Origin of the sequence: Bradyrhizobium sp. NBAIM03, assembly GCF_020194055.1 — a bacterium.
Lineage (GTDB): Bacteria > Pseudomonadota > Alphaproteobacteria > Rhizobiales > Xanthobacteraceae > Bradyrhizobium > Bradyrhizobium yuanmingense.
In genome coordinates this window covers 463,075-479,690 of record NZ_JADYVS010000001.1, presented here as the reverse complement: position 1 = coordinate 479,690, position 16,616 = coordinate 463,075, and the positions used below count along the sequence as shown (strand labels likewise).

16 protein-coding genes are annotated in these 16,616 nt (G+C 64.8%); 12 read left to right on the top strand and 4 right to left on the bottom strand.

Features of this window, described 5'->3' with window-relative positions; all coding sequences use genetic code 11:
* Nucleotides 1–5: 5 nt before the first annotated feature.
* Nucleotides 6–413, bottom strand: a complete 408-nt coding sequence (locus I6F21_RS02145) for a nuclear transport factor 2 family protein (protein ID WP_036007097.1) — start codon at nucleotides 411–413, stop codon at nucleotides 6–8.
* 95 nt (nucleotides 414–508) lie between these two features.
* Nucleotides 509–1,993: a mannitol dehydrogenase family protein gene (locus I6F21_RS02140; protein WP_225182753.1), complete on the bottom strand. Its 1,485-nt coding sequence runs from the start codon at nucleotides 1,991–1,993 to the stop codon at nucleotides 509–511.
* A gap of 143 nt (nucleotides 1,994–2,136) precedes the next feature.
* Here I6F21_RS02140 and I6F21_RS02135 point away from each other — a divergent pair, with 143 nt between their 5' ends.
* From I6F21_RS02135 to uxuA, 6 genes are all read left to right on the top strand, one after another.
* Nucleotides 2,137–2,949 (top strand): FadR/GntR family transcriptional regulator, encoded by an 813-nt coding sequence (locus tag I6F21_RS02135; protein ID WP_225182752.1) that lies wholly within the window; start codon nucleotides 2,137–2,139, stop codon nucleotides 2,947–2,949.
* 82 nt (nucleotides 2,950–3,031) lie between these two features.
* A complete protein-coding gene (locus I6F21_RS02130) occupies nucleotides 3,032–3,997 on the top strand; it encodes a sialic acid TRAP transporter substrate-binding protein SiaP (RefSeq protein ID WP_225182801.1) in 966 nt (321 codons plus the stop codon).
* Between the two features lie 216 nt (nucleotides 3,998–4,213).
* The gene (locus I6F21_RS02125; RefSeq protein ID WP_036007120.1) at nucleotides 4,214–4,792 is read left to right on the top strand and encodes a TRAP transporter small permease; all 579 of its coding nucleotides are present in this window, start codon (nucleotides 4,214–4,216) and stop codon (nucleotides 4,790–4,792) included.
* Between the two features lie 4 nt (nucleotides 4,793–4,796).
* A complete protein-coding gene (locus tag I6F21_RS02120; RefSeq protein ID WP_225182751.1) occupies nucleotides 4,797–6,203 on the top strand; it encodes a TRAP transporter large permease in 1,407 nt (468 codons plus the stop codon).
* Nucleotides 6,200–7,249, top strand: a complete 1,050-nt coding sequence (locus I6F21_RS02115) for an L-idonate 5-dehydrogenase (RefSeq protein WP_225142140.1) — start codon at nucleotides 6,200–6,202, stop codon at nucleotides 7,247–7,249. The genes I6F21_RS02120 and I6F21_RS02115 overlap by 4 nt, the downstream gene beginning before the upstream one ends.
* A 72-nt stretch (nucleotides 7,250–7,321) precedes the next feature.
* Complete coding sequence (gene uxuA / locus I6F21_RS02110) at nucleotides 7,322–8,512, top strand: mannonate dehydratase (protein WP_225182750.1); 1,191 nt, start codon at nucleotides 7,322–7,324, stop codon at nucleotides 8,510–8,512.
* A gap of 247 nt (nucleotides 8,513–8,759) precedes the next feature.
* Here the strand turns inward: uxuA and I6F21_RS02105 are convergent, their stop codons facing one another.
* Nucleotides 8,760–9,698, bottom strand: a complete 939-nt coding sequence (locus I6F21_RS02105) for a LysR family transcriptional regulator (protein WP_036027386.1) — start codon at nucleotides 9,696–9,698, stop codon at nucleotides 8,760–8,762.
* A 211-nt stretch (nucleotides 9,699–9,909) separates the two neighbouring features.
* Between I6F21_RS02105 and I6F21_RS02100 the strand changes: the two genes are divergently transcribed.
* The 6 genes from I6F21_RS02100 (at nucleotide 9,910) to I6F21_RS02075 (ending at nucleotide 15,792) form a co-directional block, all read left to right on the top strand.
* Nucleotides 9,910–10,989, top strand: coding sequence for an ABC transporter ATP-binding protein (locus tag I6F21_RS02100; RefSeq protein WP_225182749.1), 1,080 nt, complete (start codon nucleotides 9,910–9,912; stop codon nucleotides 10,987–10,989).
* A 33-nt stretch (nucleotides 10,990–11,022) separates the two neighbouring features.
* Nucleotides 11,023–11,739, top strand: coding sequence for an HAD family hydrolase (locus I6F21_RS02095; protein ID WP_036007133.1), 717 nt, complete (start codon nucleotides 11,023–11,025; stop codon nucleotides 11,737–11,739).
* Between the two features lie 14 nt (nucleotides 11,740–11,753).
* Complete coding sequence (locus I6F21_RS02090) at nucleotides 11,754–13,061, top strand: FAD-binding oxidoreductase (RefSeq protein ID WP_225182748.1); 1,308 nt, start codon at nucleotides 11,754–11,756, stop codon at nucleotides 13,059–13,061.
* A gap of 21 nt (nucleotides 13,062–13,082) precedes the next feature.
* Nucleotides 13,083–14,129, top strand: coding sequence for an ABC transporter substrate-binding protein (locus I6F21_RS02085; RefSeq protein WP_192893301.1), 1,047 nt, complete (start codon nucleotides 13,083–13,085; stop codon nucleotides 14,127–14,129).
* Between the two features lie 68 nt (nucleotides 14,130–14,197).
* Nucleotides 14,198–15,010: an ABC transporter permease gene (locus tag I6F21_RS02080; protein WP_225182747.1), complete on the top strand. Its 813-nt coding sequence runs from the start codon at nucleotides 14,198–14,200 to the stop codon at nucleotides 15,008–15,010.
* The gene (locus tag I6F21_RS02075) at nucleotides 15,007–15,792 is read left to right on the top strand and encodes an ABC transporter permease (RefSeq protein ID WP_225182746.1); all 786 of its coding nucleotides are present in this window, start codon (nucleotides 15,007–15,009) and stop codon (nucleotides 15,790–15,792) included. Before I6F21_RS02080 ends, I6F21_RS02075 begins: the two co-directional genes overlap by 4 nt.
* A gap of 31 nt (nucleotides 15,793–15,823) precedes the next feature.
* On the opposite strand, the gene I6F21_RS02070 is transcribed toward I6F21_RS02075, so the two are convergent.
* Nucleotides 15,824–16,513 (bottom strand): aspartate/glutamate racemase family protein, encoded by a 690-nt coding sequence (locus tag I6F21_RS02070; protein ID WP_036007184.1) that lies wholly within the window; start codon nucleotides 16,511–16,513, stop codon nucleotides 15,824–15,826.
* Nucleotides 16,514–16,616 lie beyond the last annotated feature (103 nt).

The window sequence follows — 16,616 nt, the reverse complement described above, 5'->3', positions numbered from 1 at the left end:
CGTGCTCAGTGGACGCGGTGACTTGCTCTATCGTCCTCGGCCTGCTCGACAATCTGTGCGATCGGACTGGACTGATGATGCACCAGGCGCCAGTCGTCGCCGACGCGGCGAAAATGGTTCGCCGCAGCCAGCGCGGTGCCGTCGACGATCTCGATGCAGAGCACGCGGGCGCTGTCGCCGTCGACGATGGCCTGCGGCTCGGCGCAGACGATCTGCGGCCGCTGCGGGTTTTGCAGGATGTCGCGCCAGCTTCCGATCACGGTGGCGCGGCCGATGATGGCCGGCCAGCCGGGATGGATGCAGGAGATGCCGTCGTCATCCGCCCACATCCGTTCCATGCCGGCGAAGTCGCCGGTCGAGAATGCCGCGTAAAAGGCCGCGTTGGCGGCGATGACCTTGGTGTCGTTTCCCATCGCTCTCGGGTGGGGCAAGGACAGGCAAAAATCAAGCGCGACTTTCCGTCGACTTTGGCCGCAGTGCAGCATTCAGGATGCTGCCCGCGTCGTGGTCACGCTGAAACGTGCGTTGCCACGGCCCGCCGCGCGCCGTCGGCATAGAGGCGGCCGAGCGCCGCGGTGACAGCCTCGCGCAGGCGCGGCTCGGCGCCGAGCGGCCCGAACACCTTCGCCACCCCGAGCAGTGCCGGCGCGAGGCGCTCGGCAACGGGTCCTGCCTCGCGCGCCAGCGCGGCGAACTCGGCGGCGAATGGATCGCGCACGTCGATCGGCCGTCCCTGCTCGTCGACGCCGCTGACGTAGCGGATCCAGCCGGCCACCGCCAGCGCATGCGTTGCGATGGGCAGGCCTCTGGCAAGGCGATCCTGCATCGCGCCGAGCAGCCGCTGCGGCAGCTTTTGCGAGCCGTCCATGGCAATCTGCCAAGTGCGATGGTGCAGCGCCGGATTGGCGAAGCGCTTGAGCAGCGAGGCGCGATAGGCGGCGAGATCCGTGCCTGATGGCATGGTCAGCGTCACCGCGGCCTCTTCCATCACCTGCGCGGCGAGGCGCGCAAAATGCGGATCCTGCATCGTGTCGGCGATGGTCTCGTAGCCGGAGAGATAGCCGAGATAGGCCAGCGCGGAATGGCTGGCGTTGAGCAGCCGCAGCTTCATCAGCTCGAACGGCTTGACGTCGCCGACGAGCTCGACACCCGCTGCGGCAAGGTCCGGCCGGCCCGCGGTGAAGCGGTCCTCGACCACCCATTGCGTGAACGGCTCGGTCATGACAGGCCAGGCGTCGCGCATGCCCAGCGCGGATGCGACCGCATCGCGGTCGGCATCCGTCGTCTCCGGCACGATGCGGTCGACCATGGTCGAGGGGAAAGCGACCGTATCGGCGATCCACTTGCCGAGTTCCCTGGAGCGCAGCGCTGCGAACTGCGTCACGATCCGCTGCACGGTGTGGCCGTTGGCGGCAAGGTTGTCGCAGCACAGCACGGTGAAGGGCGAAAGACCCTGCGCCCGCCGCCGCGCCAACGCGGCGACGATGAAACCCGGCGCCGAGCGCGGCGCGTCGAAATTATTGAGGTCGTGCACGACATCAGGATGCCGCTCGTCGAGATCGCCGGTCTGCGGCGTGTGGCAATAGCCCTTCTCGGTCACCGTGAGCGAGACGATGCGGATGGCGGGATCGGCCATCCGCTCGACCAGGGTTGCCGGCTTCTCGCGCGCGACGACGCTGTCGAGCAGGGCGCCGATCACGCGGTGCTCGGTACCTTCGGCGGCGCGGACAGCGACGGTGTAGAGATGGTCCTGCGGGGCGAGGGCGTCGCGCGTATCCGGGCTGCGCAGGCTCGCGCCGATGATGCCCCAGGACATGCCGCCCCTAGCAAGGCAATCGTCGATGACGACGGCCTGATGGGCACGATGAAACGCCCCGAGCCCGAGATGCACGATGCCGGGCGTGACGCGCGATCGGTCATAGGCCGGCCGCCGGATGGCAGGTGCCAGGCGGTCGAGATTGGCGCGACCAAGGCGCATCGAGCTCTGGCGCATGGACGTCTCCCCTTGCTTTGCCGCTGCTTGACATGGCGTCCGTATCAGGTCAATGCTCCGGTCAATTGGTAAGACCAATTTTCCAAAATTGGCGGGTCGCGGGCGCCGGAGGCGCCGCGCGAGACCTTTTCGGGAGGACCAGCGTGCCGCTGGAAGCTGTGGAGGCGAGACGGCTTTATCGCCAGGTCGCCGATCAATTGCGAAGCCTGATCGACAGCGGCGAGTACGCGGTCGGCAGCCGCTTGCCGACCGAGCGCGAACTCGCCGAGCAGCTCAAAGTGTCGAGGCCGACGGTGCGCGAAGCCTTGATCGCGCTCGAGGTCGAGGGGCGCCTGCGCATCCGCGTCGGATCCGGCATCTATGTGATCGAGCCCGCGGCGATCGCCGCGCCGGCACCATCAGCGATCATAGAAGGCCCGTTCGAGCTGCTGCGTGCCCGCGAATTCCTCGAAAGCGCCATCGCAGAGCAAGCCGCGCGCGTGGCGACGAAAGATGACATCGAGCGCATCGATGCCGCGCTCGTCGCGATGGAGAATGTCGAGCATCCTGGTGAAGCCTCGATGGTTCATGACCGCGCCTTCCATATCGCCATCGCGGGATGCCTCGGCAACGCCGTGCTGGTGCGGGTTGTCGGCGAGCTATTCGACCAGCGCCTTAATCCCTATTTCACGCAGCTTGCGCATTATTTCGAGAACCCCACCACGTGGCGAACCGCGCTCGACGAGCACCGGGCCGTGCGCGACGCCATCGCTGCGCGCCGGCCGCTGACGGCCCATGACGCCATGCGCGATCACCTCGCGCATTCGCAGGAGCGCTTTGCACAGAATTTTGGGGCCGAGACATCATCAGGGGCACCGGCTGCACAGAAGCGGGTGGCGCCATCAGGGGTTCAGCCGGCGAAATCAAAACGATCGTCGAAGAAACAGGCCAAGAGCGGTGGCGCGCGGAGGCCATGAAATTGGGCGGTCCGTCCCGGTCCGGGGCGGGCAAACAAGAACCAGAGTTTAATCAGTGGAGGATAAATCAGTGTTGAAGAAGATGACGACAGTGCTCGCGGTCTCGGCCGCGGCGATGCTTGCCACGACCCAGGCCAGCATGGCGCAGACCAAGCTCAAATGGGCCCACGTCTACGAGACCTCGGAGCCGTTCCACACGGCGTCGGTCTGGGCCGCGCAGGAGATCGGCAAGCGCACCAACGGGCGCTATCAGATCGAGGTCTATCCGGCCTCCCAGCTCGGCAAGGAAGCCGACATCAACCAGGGTCTCTCGCTCGGCTCGGTCGACATCATCATCTCCGGCTCGAGCTTCGCCGCCAAGAGTTTTGCGCCAATCGGGGTGACCTATTATCCCTACACCTTCCGCGATGCCGATCATCTGCTCGCCTACACCAAGAGCGACATCTTCAAGGAGCTCGCCAAGGGCTATGAGGACAAGAGCGGCCACCACATCGCCGCGGTGACCTATTACGGCGTGCGCCAGACCTCGTCGAACAAGCCGATCAAGACCTGCGCCGACATGAAGGGCTTGAAGATCCGCGTGCCCGACGTTCCGGCCTACCTCGCGATGCCGCGCGCCTGCGGCGCCAACACCGCGCCGATCGCGTTCGCCGAGGTCTATCTCGCGCTCCAGAACGGCACCGTCGAGGCGCAGGAAAATCCGCTGACCACGATCGAGGCCAAGAAGTTCTACGAGGTGCAGAAGCACATCGTGCTGACCGGCCACATCGTCGATCACCTCAACACCGTGATCGCCGGCGCGCTGTGGAAGAAGCTCAGCGACGAGGACAAGAAGATATTTACCGACGTGGCGCAGGAGGCGGCCGCCAAGGCCACCGGTGAGATCAAGCAGAACGAGGCCAAGCTGGTCGCCTTCTTCAAGGAGAAGGGGCTGACGGTGACCGAGGTCGACAAGAACGAGTTCCGCGACACCGTGCTGAAGAACGTCGCATTCGAGACGTTCGGCTACCGCAAGGCGGATTGGGAGAAGATCCAGGCGGTGAAGTGACCGCCGCTTGCCCCGCCATAAGACCCTCATGGTGAGGAGCGCGAAGCGCATCTCGAACCATGAGGGCCCCGGTGTGCCCCGGGGGCATCCTTCGAGACGCTTGCTTCGCAAGCTCCTCAGGATGAGGAGCGGAGCAAGCGTGAGACAGTAGAACAAAGACGTCATTCCGGGTTCTCGCTTCGCGAGCCCCGGAACGACGATTTGGAGAGAGGTAACATGTCCACCGCCGAAATCCACCGGCAGATCACCGCCGACGAGATCGCGCACACCTTCGAGGAGGAGGCGACGCCGAAGGTCGATCTCGGCGTCTACGCCTTCGAGGACTGGGTGGCGCTGGCGATTTTCTGGGTGATGGCGCTCGCCGTCTTCCTGCAGTTCTTCACCCGTTACGTGCTCAACGACAGCTACGCCTGGACCGAAGAGATCGCGACCTATTGCCTGATCGGGGTGGTCTTCATCGGCTCGTCGATGTGCGTACGGCTGTCGCGGCATATCCAGGTCGACCTCGTCTATCGCTACCTGCCGCATGCCGTAGGGCGCGTGCTGTCGACCGCGATCGACCTGATCCGGATCGCCTTCTTCGGCTACGCCATCAAGCTGGTCTGGGTCTACATCAGGATCATCGGCGACGAGCAGATGACCACCATCAATCTTCCCAAGGACTATGTCTATTACGCCGTGCTGCTCGGGTTCGTGCTGATGTTCGCACGCTCCGTGCAGGTGGCAATCCAGAACTGGCGGCAGGGTTACTCGGTCCTCGAACGTCCCGGTGCCTACGACGGATCGGAAGGATAAAACCATGCTGCTGTTGCTCGGAGGCTTTCTCGTTCTCATGCTGCTCGGCGTTCCCGTGGCGATCGCCATGGCGGTGTCGTCGCTGCTCTACATTCTGGTCAGCGGCGTGACGCCCGACGTTACGCTGGCGCAGCGCATGATCGCCGGCGTCGAGAGCTTCCCGCTGCTCGCCGTGCCCTTCTTCATCCTGGCCGGCAATCTCATGAACATCGCCGGCGTCACCGGGCGCATTTACAAATTCGCCGTCGCGCTGGTGGGGTGGATGCGCGGCGGCCTCGGCCACGTCAACATCATCGGCTCGGTGATCTTCTCCGGCATGTCGGGCACCGCGATTGCGGATGCCGCCGGCCTCGGCACCATCGAGATCAAGGCGATGAAGGACCACGGTTACTCCACCGAGTTCTCGGTCGGCGTCACCGCGGCCTCCGCAACGCTCGGACCGATCATTCCGCCGTCGCTGCCGTTCGTGATCTACGGCATGATGGCGAACGTCTCGATCGGCGCGCTGTTCCTGGGCGGCGTCATTCCCGGCGTCGTGCTGACGCTGTTCATGATGGTGACCGTCACCTATTTCGCGCACAAGAACAAATGGGGCAGCGACACGCCGTTCTCCTGGCCGCAGCTCGGCTCGGCCGGCCTCGAGATCCTGATCGTGCTGTCGTTCCCGATGGCGATCTGGCTGATGGTGCTGGCCGGCCTTTCGGTCAACACGGCCGTCGTCATCGGCCTCGGCACGCTGCTCCTGATCGACTGGTATTTCGACTTCTCGGCGGTGATGGCGCTGATGGCCCCGGTGATCCTGATCGGCGGCATGACGCTGGGCTGGTTCACGCCGACGGAAGCCGCCGTCGCCGCGGTGATCTGGTCGCTGTTCCTCGGCCTCGTCCGCTACCGCACCATGACGTTCCAGACCGTCGCCAAGGCGACCTTCGACACCATCGAGACCACGGCCTCGGTGCTGTTCATCGTCACGGCGGCGTCGATCTTCGCCTGGCTGCTGACGGTGTCGCAGGCGGCGCAGATGCTCTCGGACTGGATGCTCAGCATCACCCAGAACAAATGGGTGTTCCTGGCGCTCGCCAACGTGCTGATCCTGTTTGTCGGCTGCTTCATCGACACCACGGCGGCAATCACCATTTTGGTGCCGATCCTGCTCCCGATCGTGCTCAAGCTCGGCATCGACCCCATTCATTTCGGCCTGATCATGACGCTGAACCTGATGATCGGCCTGTTGCATCCGCCGCTCGGCATGGTGCTGTTCGTGCTCGCCCGCGTGGCAAAGCTCTCCGTCGAGCGAACGACGGTGGCGATCCTGCCCTGGCTGGTTCCGCTGCTGCTGGCGCTGATCGCGATCACCTTCATTCCCGAACTGACCCTCTGGCTGCCAAAATACATGGGACTCTCCAAATGACCTCGACCGCTCTCGCCGCGACCCTGTTCGGCCCCGAAGACCTGCGCATGATCGAGCATCCGCTCGACAGGCTCGCTGACGGCATGGTGCGCATCCGCTTCGGCGCCGGCGGCATCTGCGGCTCGGACATGCACTATTTTCGTCATGCCCGCACCGGAGACTTCGTGGTGAAGTCGCCGCTGGTGCTGGGACACGAGATCTCGGGCGAGGTCGTGGAGATCTCCGGTGCCGCTGCGAACCTGAAGGTCGGCGACCGCGTCGCCGTCAACCCGTCGCGCTGGTGCGGCCATTGCGTCGCCTGCCGCGAGGGCCGGCCGAACCTGTGCGAGAACATCTATTTCATGGGCTCGGCTTCGAAGACGCCGCACATGCAGGGCGGCTTCGCCAACTACTTCGATGCGATCCCTGCGCAGTGCGTGAAGATTCCCGATCACGTGTCCTACCAGGCGGCCGCGCTGGCCGAACCGCTCGCGGTGTGCCTGCATGCGGTGGCGCGCGCCGGCAAGATCGAGGGCAAGCGCGGCATCATCTTCGGTGCCGGCCCGATCGGGCTTCTGACCATGCTCGCGGCGCACCGCGCCGGCATGGCTGACATCACCGTCGCCGACATCGCGCCGGCGCCGCTGGCCTTTGCGACCAAGCTCGGCGCCTCCCACGTCGAGAACGTCTCTGCCGGCGAGGAAGGGTTGAAGGCGCAGGCTGCGTCGCGCCCCTATGACGTCGCGTTCGAGGTCTCGGGCACGGCCGCGGGCCTTGCCAGCGCGATCGGCATCGTCAGGCGCGGCGGCGTCGTGGTGCAGATCGGCAACCTGCCGGGCGGCCAGATCCCGACGCCGTCGAATGCGGTGATGGCCAAGGAGATCGACCTGCGCGGCTCGTTCCGCTTCGGCTTCGAGTTCATGAATGCGGTGGAACTGATCGGCAACGGCAGCGTCGATGTGCTGTCGCTGGTCACCGCCGAGCGGCCGCTCTCGACCGCGCCCGACGCGCTGCGGCTGGCGCTCGACCGTTCGCAGAGCGTCAAGGTCGTGCTGACCGCGAACTGACTTTTGTTTTGACGCGTTTTCTTCACGCGAACCGGTACCCACTTCGCTCGAAAACGCTTTGGGAGGCAGCACATGATGCTGGAGGGATGGCGCTGGTACGGACCGGATGATCCGGTCTCGCTCGATGATGTCAGGCAGGCCGGGGCGAGCCAGATCGTCTCGGCGCTGCATCAGGTGCCGATCGGAGAGGCCTGGACGCGCAAGGCGGTCGAGGAGCGCAAGAACTTCATCGAGAACGGCCAGCCCGGCCGCTCGCAGCTGACCTGGTCGGTGGTGGAATCGATTCCGATCCCTGACGACGTCAAGCGCCTCGGCGGAAAAGCGACCAAGTCGATCGAGGCGTGGATCGCGAGCCTGGAGGCGGTCGCCGCGTCCGGCATCAAGATCATCTGCTATAACTTCATGCCCGTGGTGGACTGGTGCCGCACCGATCTGGAATGGGAGCTGCCAAACGGCGCCCGTGCCATGCGCTTCGACCAGGACCGCTTTGCGGCATTCGAGCTGCACATCCTGAAGCGCCCGGCGGCTGCTCAAGAGTATACCCCCGAGCAGCAGGCGCGCGCTAAAATGCTGTTCGAGCAGATGAGCCAGGCGGATATCGACTATCTCGTCATGGTCATTGCCAGCGCGCTGCCGGGCTCGACCACCGAGCCGATGACGATCCCGCAATTCCGCGATCGGCTGGACACCTATCGCGACATCACGCCAAAGATATTGCGGCAGCATCTCGCGGAATTCCTCGCGCGCGTAACGCCGGTGGCCGAGCAGCTCGATGTCTCCTTGACGCTGCATCCGGACGATCCGCCGCGGCCGCTGTTCGGCCTGCCGCGCATTGCTTCCAGCGCCGACGATTATCAGGCGCTGTTCGATGCCGTGCCGTCCAAGGCCAACGGCATCTGCTTCTGCACCGGCTCGCTCGGCGTGCGCGCGGAGAACAATCTCCCTGATATGGCCGAGTGCTTCGGCCCGCGCATCGCGTTCGCCCATCTGCGCGCGACCAAGCGCGAGGCGGACGTCCTGTCGTTCTACGAGTCCGACCATCTCGACGGTGACGTCGACATGATCGCGGTGCTCAAGGCGCTGTTGAAGGAGAACGCGCGGCGCGCACCGGACAAGAGAATCGTGTTCCGTCCCGATCACGGCCACCGCATGCTCGACGATCTCGCCGCCACCAAGCGCACCAATCCCGGCTACACCGCCATCGGCCGCCTGCGCGGCCTCGCAGAGTTGCGCGGTGCGATCAGGGCGATCGAGCATCGGTAGCGGGCAAACCTCTCTCCACACTGTCATTGCGAGGAGCTCTTGCGACGAAGCAATCCAGAATCCCTCCGCGGAAAGACTCTGGATTGCTTCGCTGCGCTCGCAATGACGTGGAGGGAGGGGGACGACGCCTCCACAGCGTCATGGCCGGGCTTGTCCCGGCCATCCACGCCTTACCACGTGGCACGGCGAACGTGGATGCCCGGGACAAGCCCGGGCATGACGGCTTCTTGTGAAGCTCGCTCCAGGCTCAATAGCACGCCGCCATGGCGCCGAGCTTCGGATAGAGCCGGTCGATCGCGGCGATCTCGCTTTTCATCTGCGCGATGATCCAGTCGCGGATCTCGGCGGCGATCGGGCGCATCGGGCGGTTGCGCGGCGGCAGGAATTCGCAGATGCGGCGCGTGGTGGTGAGCCGGTCGGAGGCGGGCACCAGCGCGCCGGTGAGCAGCCAGTGCGAGGCGACCGTCAGCCAGCCGAGCGCAATGCCCTGGCCGAGCAGCGCGGCCTGCACCACGACGGCATAGTCGGTGAAGCTCAGCGCCTTGGCCGCGCCGCGGCGGCCGGTGAGGAGCGAAGCGTAATCCGCGGCCCAGTCGCCCGGCGTCTCGGCGAGGCGAATGATGGTGTTGCCCTCGGTGGGATCGGTCTCGCCGAGATAGGTGGGGCTGCACATCGGCAGCATTACTTCCTTCATCACCAGGGTGCCGCCGGAGGGCGGCTCGTCGCGATCGCGGAAGCGCATGCCGAGGTCGACATTCTCCACCGGCCCGCGCAGCGCGCCGGAAATCAACTGGAAGCGCAGATCGACTTGCGGAAACTGCTTCTGCAGCTTGTCGATGCGCGGCATCAGCCAGTGCGTGGTGAAGGCGGAGGAGACCGACAGCGTCACCGTCTCGGTGCCCTTGCGCCGCCGCTCGATCTCGACGAGCCCGCTCTCGATGCTGCGAAAGCCTTCGAGCACGCGGCGATAGAGCAGCTCGCCTTCTTCGGTGAGCACCGCGCGGCCCGCCTTGCGATCGAACAGGCGAACGCCGAGATGCTCCTCGAACTGGCCGAGCATCCGGCTCACCGCCGGCTGCGTGACGTTCAGCTCGGCGGCCGCAGCCGTGAAGCTGCCATTGCGCGCCGCTGCGTCAAAGACGAACAGGGCGTTGCTGGACGGCAGCATGCGGCGGAGCTCGGGCATAACGTCATGTTATGAGCGCGGTGAGAATTTGGCAATTGCCGGATTTTGCCAAGTCTGGTGTCATCAGCATGACAGCCTAAAGACAGGCCCTTCGAGAGAGGATTTGGTGCAGCGCACGCTTCGGCGGTGAGTGCTCCAAACCCCTGTCTATAAAGCAGGCTTATGGCGCGCAGTGAGGCACGCCAGCGCAGGGACATCGCGAGGTCGATCGTTGGACAAGCGCGCGGAGAGCGTCGAGATCAGGTCCGCCAGCAAGGCCTATGGCGCCGTTCGCGCCCTCGACGACGTTTCGCTCAATGTCGGCGCCGGTGAATTCGTCTCACTGCTTGGTCCCTCCGGCTCCGGCAAGACCACGCTGCTCGGCATTTTGGGCGGCTTCATCCTGCCGACCTCAGGCACGATTCTGTTCGGCGGCCGTGACGTCACCTACATGCCGCCGCACAAGCGCGACATCGGCGTGGTGTTCCAGAACTACGCGCTGTTTCCGCATATGAGCGTCGGGGAGAACGTCGCCTTTCCCTTGCGCGCGCGACGCCTGCCGAAATCCTTCTGGCCGGACAAGGTGCGCGCGGCGCTCAGCATGGTCGGGCTTGCCGGCTATGAAGAGCGCGGCATCGCGCAGCTCTCCGGCGGCCAGCGCCAGCGCGTGGCGCTGGCGCGCGCCATGATCTTCGAGCCGCGCCTGATCCTGATGGACGAGCCGCTTTCCGCGCTCGACAAGCAGCTGCGCGAATCCATGCAGATCGAGCTGCGCGCGTTGCACAAGCGGATCGGCGCGACCATCATCTACGTCACCCATGACCAGCGCGAGGCGCTGACCATGAGCGACCGCGTCGCCGTCATGAAGGACGGCCGGCTGGTCCAGATCGACGAGCCGGCGCGGCTGCATGACCATCCCGTCGATTCCTTCGTTGCCAGCTTCATCGGCGAAGCCACGATGCTGCCGGTCCGCCGCGTCGATGCTTCCAGCGTTGCGCTCGGCAATGCCTTGCTGCGCAGCGCACGCGCCATTCCCGATGGCGATGCCCTGATGCTGGCCGTGCACAGCGAGAAGCTGCTGATTGATGACGGCGCGCAGGATGCCGCCTGTAACCGGCTGACCGGGACCGTCACCGACATCGTCTATCAGGGCGAGAGCCTGCGCATTTTCCTCGCGCTCGCCGATGGCATCGCGCTCAGCCTGCGCCAGCCGAGCTATCACCAGGCCTATCACCGCATTCCGCCGCTCGGCGGCAGCCTCACCGTCACCCTCCATCCCGAGGACACCATTGTCGTGCCCAGGGTGGACTGAATCCAGCCTTGTTCAACCGAGAGAAGAAGCGATATGTCGACCCAAGCCTCGTTCAGCAATTTCAAGGTTCTCACCTTCGACGTCGTCGGCACCCTGATCGATTTCGAGACCGGCGTACTTGAAGCGGTGCGCAAGATCGGAGGCAAGAAGGCGGCCGAGCTCAGCGACGAGCAGATCTTCGAATCCTACAAGCGCGGGCGCGACAAGCATTATGAGCGCTCCAGCGAGGTGATGTTCTACGTCTACCGCTATCTCGCCAAGGAGCTCGGGCTGCCGGCGGACGATGCCTCCTGTGACGTCTTCCAGCTTGCCGTGCTGCGCTGGGGGCCGTTCTCGGACTCGGTCGAGGCGCTGAAGCGCCTGCGCACAAAATTCCGCCTGGTCGCGATGACCAATGCCGACCGCGTGGCACTCTCATGCTACGCGCATGCGCTCGGTAATCCCTTCGATGACACCGTCTGCGCCGACGACACCGGCGTTGCAAAACCGAACCCGGAATTCTTCGCCTACAACAAGGGCCGCCAGTCCGCCTTCGGGTACAAGCAGTCCGACATTCTGCACGTCGCGCAGAGCCAATATCACGACATCGGGATCGCGCGGAAGCTCGGCTACAAGGTGTGCTGGATCGAGCGCCGCCAGGGCATCGCCGGATTCGGCGGCACGCCGGCGGTGGAGACGCTGACCAAGCCGGACTTCCATTATCCGACGTTGAAGGCGCTTGCCGACGCGGCCATCGGGCCGGCGACGTAACGGAGAGCTGTGGCATGACACGGGACTGGCGCGCGCTGCCTTCCGTCAATTCGCTGTGGGAAGCCACGGCGGAGCCGGCGCGCGCGTTTCCCGTGCTGTCGGGCGAGCAACAGGCGGATGTGGTGATCATCGGCGCAGGCTACACTGGCCTCTCCGCCGCGCACCACATTGCCAGGAGCGGGCTCAGCCCCGTCGTGCTCGAGGCCAACCGTCCCGGCTGGGGCGCGAGCGGGCGCAATGGCGGCGTGATCACCGCAAAATTCCGCCTCTCGTTCCGTGAGATCGATGCCGCACACGGCCGCGCCATGGCGCGGCGCATGTACGAGATCGCGCATGAATCGACCGACATGGTCGAGGAGCTCGTCTCCGAATTCGGCATCACCAGCGCGAACCTTGTGCGCACCGGCCAGGTCAAGGCCGCGCACAATGAGACGACGCTCAAGGCCGCGATCGACGAAGCCAACTGGATGACGCGCGAGATGGGCTCCGCCGCGGTCCGCATTCTCGACAAGGGACAGGTGCGTGAGGAGACCGGCTCCGAGATCTTTGTCGGCGGTGTGCTCAATCCCGGCTCGGGCGGGATCCATCCGCTGAACTATCTGCGCGGCCTCGCAAATGGCGTTGCAAGCCGCGGCGTTCCGATTTTCCAGGAGTCGCCGGTCGTCAAGCTCCGGCGCGAGAAGGACGGCATCGTTGCCGAGACACCGCAAGGCGCGGTGCGCGCCAGGCAGGCGATCATTACCACCAACAGCTATTCGGATCTGACCGGTGCCACCGCGCATCTGCAGCGCACGCTGATCCCGTTCCGCAGCGCCATGGTCGCAACCGAGCGGCTTCCCGGCAATCTCGCGGGAAAACTGATGCCGACGGGGCGCACCTACACCGAGACCAAGCGTATGATGCGCTGGTTCCGCATGGTCGACAACCGCGTCATCTTCGGCGGCCGCGGCGCCTTCGGCAAGCAGGATTCGCAGGCCGCATTCGATGCCTTGCGCAAGGCGATGGTCGGCATCTTCCCCGATCTCGCCGATGTCCCGCTCGCATACAAATGGTCGGGCCTGGTCGCGATGACGCTGGACTCGGTCCCGCATATCGGCCGGCTCGATGACCGCACGCTCTTCTCGGTCGGCTACAACGGCGCAGGCGTTGCGATGTCGAGCCTGATGGGCCGCTATCTCGCTGCCTTCGTGCGCGGCGAGACGCCCGACGTCGGCCTGCTCGACGCCCGGCGCATGAAGGCGATTCCGTTCTATCCGCTGCGGGAGCCCGCCGTGCGCATGGTCGCCGGCTGGTACCAGTTTCTCGATGCGATCGGTCGGTGAGATCATTTGGAGGAGGTGAGGATGACGATGAAGCAGAAATTTGGATTGAGCTGCGCGCTGCTGGGCGCAATCGGACTGACCAGCGCGGCTGATGCCGCCGAGCAGATCACCTTCGTCTCGCAGGGCGGCGCCTATCAGCAGGCGCAGACGGTGGCGATCCTCGATCCCTCCGCCAAGAAGCTCGGCATCACCATCAACCAGGACTCCATTCCCGATGCCTGGCCCGCGATCAAGACGCAGGTCGGCAGCGGCAAGCCGATCTGGGACGTCGTCGACACCCCGACCGGTAACTGCCTGCGCGGCGGCGAACAGGGGCTGATGGAGAAGCTCGACTTCTCGAAGATTCCAAACGGCGCGGCGATGCCGGAGGCCTATCGCAGCCCCTATTCAGTGTCCTACGAGTTCTATTCGAGCGTACTTGCCTACAGCCAGAAGAAATTCCCGAAGGACGCGCCGAACAGCTGGGCCGATTTCTGGGACGTGAAGAAATTCCCCGGCCGCCGCGCGCTGCGCAACCATCCGTTTGCAACGTTAGAGGCGGCGCTGATGGCCGACGGCGTCGCACCGGACAAGCTTTATCCGCTCGACGTCGACCGCGCCTTCAAGAAGCTGGAGGAGATCAAGCCGCACATCACGGTGTGGTGGACCTCGGGCGCACAGTCGGCGCAGTTGCTCAATGACGGCGAGGTCGACATGGAGATGGCCTGGAATGGCCGCGTCAGTGCCGTCGCCAAGGAAGGCGCGAAGGTCGCCTTTACCTACAACCAGGGCATCCTGCAGAGTACCTCGCTCTGCATCCTCAAGGGCGCGCCGAATCTCGCCACCGCGATAAAATTCCTCAACGAGGCCGTTGATCCCGTGCACCAGGCCAATCTGCCACTGCACATCGACTATGGTCCGGGCAACCCGAAGGCGTTCGAGACCAGCGTGATCAAGCCCGAGCGCGCCGCGCAATTGCCGAGCGAGCCGGCCAATGCGGCCAAGCAGGCGCTGATGTCCTACGCCTGGTGGTCCTCGCCGGCGGGCGAAGCCGCCGAGAAGCGCTGGGCGTCCTTCATGCAGAAGTGAGCGAGGCAGCGTTGACGACTTCAGTGCCAGATCCCTCCCAAAAACATCAGCGCCGTGAGCACGGCCTGATGCTGGCACTGGTGTCGCCGGCGCTGCTGGTGATCCTGGCTCTGATCCTGCTGCCGGTGGGCTGGCTGGCCTGGCAGTCGATCTACCACGACGGCTTCACGCTGGAGAATTATCGCCGCGTCTTCACCGAAGACGTCTACTGGCGCAGCTTTGCGCTGACCTTCGAGATCAGCCTCGCGGTCACGGCCATCGCGCTGCTGCTCGGCTATCCCGTGGCCTACCTTGCCAATTCGGTGCCGAAAGGGTGGAGCATCGTCATCCTCTCGCTGGTCGTGCTGCCGTTCTGGACCAGCGTGCTGGTCCGCGCCTATGCCTGGCTGGCGCTGCTGCAGCGCACCGGCGTGATCAACCAGCTCCTGCGCTACCTCGATGTCATCTCCGAGCCGCTCGCGCTGGTCCACAACACCTTTGGCACGGTGGTTGCGACCGTGCACATCCTGCTGCCCTTCATGGTGTTGCCGCTCTACGCCACCATGCAGAAGATTCCGAACGATCTCATGCAGGCCGGCGCCAGCCTGGGCGCGAGCCCGTCGCTCACCTTCATGCGCGTGTTCCTGCCGCTGTCGCTGCCGGGTGTGCTCGCCGGCTGCACCATGGTGTTCGTGCTCTGCCTCGGCTTCTACATCACGCCGGAGCTGCTCGGCGGCGGCCGCACCGTGATGGTGTCGATGCTGGTGAGCCGCAATGTCGAGCTCTACAACCAGTTCGGCGCGGCCAGCGCGGTCGCCGTCGTGCTGCTCATCAGTGTGCTCGTGATCTTCTTCATTGTAAGCCGCTTCATCTCGCTCGATCGCGTGTTGGGGCAGAAATGATGCGCGCCTCGCCCGCACGGATCGCCCTCTACGTGGTCAGCGCACTGGTGCTGGTCTATCTGATCCTCCCCGTTCTGATTATCGCGCCGATCTCGTTCTCCAGCGCGCGCTTTCTCACCTTTCCGCCGCCCTCCTTTTCGCTGCGCTGGTACCAGCAATATTTCTCAAATCCGGCCTGGATGCAGGCGACGCAGGTGACGCTGACGGTCGCCCTCCTTACCGTCGTGATCGCGACCCCGTTCGGGGTGGCCGCTGCCTATGCCATCAGCCAGTCGAAGCTACGCATCATGAGGCTGATCCACTTGGCGCTGCTGTTGCCGCTGGTGGTGCCGATCATCATCACCGCCGTCGGCATCTTCTTCGTCTATGCCAAAGTCGGTCTGGTCGCGACCATGCCCGGCCTCGTGCTGGCGAACGTGATGCTGGGCCTGCCCTATGTCGTCATCTCGGTGCTCGCGGGCCTGCAGAGTTTCGATCCCGCGCAGGAGATGGTGGCGCGCAGCCTCGGCATGAACCGCCTGCGCAGCTTCTTCGCGGTGACGCTGCCGCAGATCAAGTCCAGCGTGGTTGCGGGCGGAATCTTCGCCTTCATCTCGGCGATGGACGAGACCATCGTCGCGCTGTTCATTTCCGGCGGCCAGTATCAGCCGTTGACCAAGCGCATGTTCACCGCGCTGCGCGACGAGATCGATCCGACCATCGCCGCGATTTCGACCTTGATGACGGCGGCCTCATTCATGCTGGTGCTGCTGGCGAGCGCGCGACAGAAGCGGAGCGGGTGAGTATAGCGGGGCTGAAATTGACGAGATCAATTCACCCGATCGCGAAATCGGCGGCCGTCTCGGCGTGAATGGCCGTGGTGTCGAATGTCTCGACCGACGTGTCATTAGGGCCGACCAGCATGGTGATCTCGGTGCAGCCGAGGATGATGCACTCGGCGCCGCCGGCGACGAGCGCCGCCATCACCTCCTGGTAGCGGCGGCGCGAGGGCGCGGCGACGTTGCCGAGGCACAGCTCGTCGTAGATGATGCGGTTCACCTCGGCGCGCTCGTCCGCGGGAGGGACCATGACGTCGAGGTCGTGCGCGCGCAATCGGTCGATGTAGAAGTCTTCCTCCATCGTGAACTTGGTGCCGAGCAACCCGACCCGCCGATATCCCTTGCCCCGAATCCGCTCGGCCGTCGCATCGCCGATGTGGATGAACGGAACGCTCACGCTGGATATGATCTCGGGCGCCAGTTTGTGCATCGTGTTCGTGCACAGCACGATCGCCCGCGCGCCGGCACTTTCGAGCAGCCGCGCGACCTCCGCCAGGCTCGCCGCCGCCTCCTGCCAGCGGCCGGCATATTGCATCTGCTTGATCTCCTCGAAATCGTAGGAATACATCAGAAGCGGGGCCGAATGCAGCTTGCCAATGCGGTCGCGGACCCGCTCGTTGATGAGCTTGTAGTAAAGCGCGGTGCTCTCCCAGCTCATGCCGCCGATCAGGCCAATGGTTTGCATTCCGGTGCTCCCGAACAGTGATTCAGAGGGATCGTAAACGAAGATGCCGAACCTCGCCATCATGGCCGCGGCAGGGCCTGTAGTGCAAACGGCAGGGACGGGC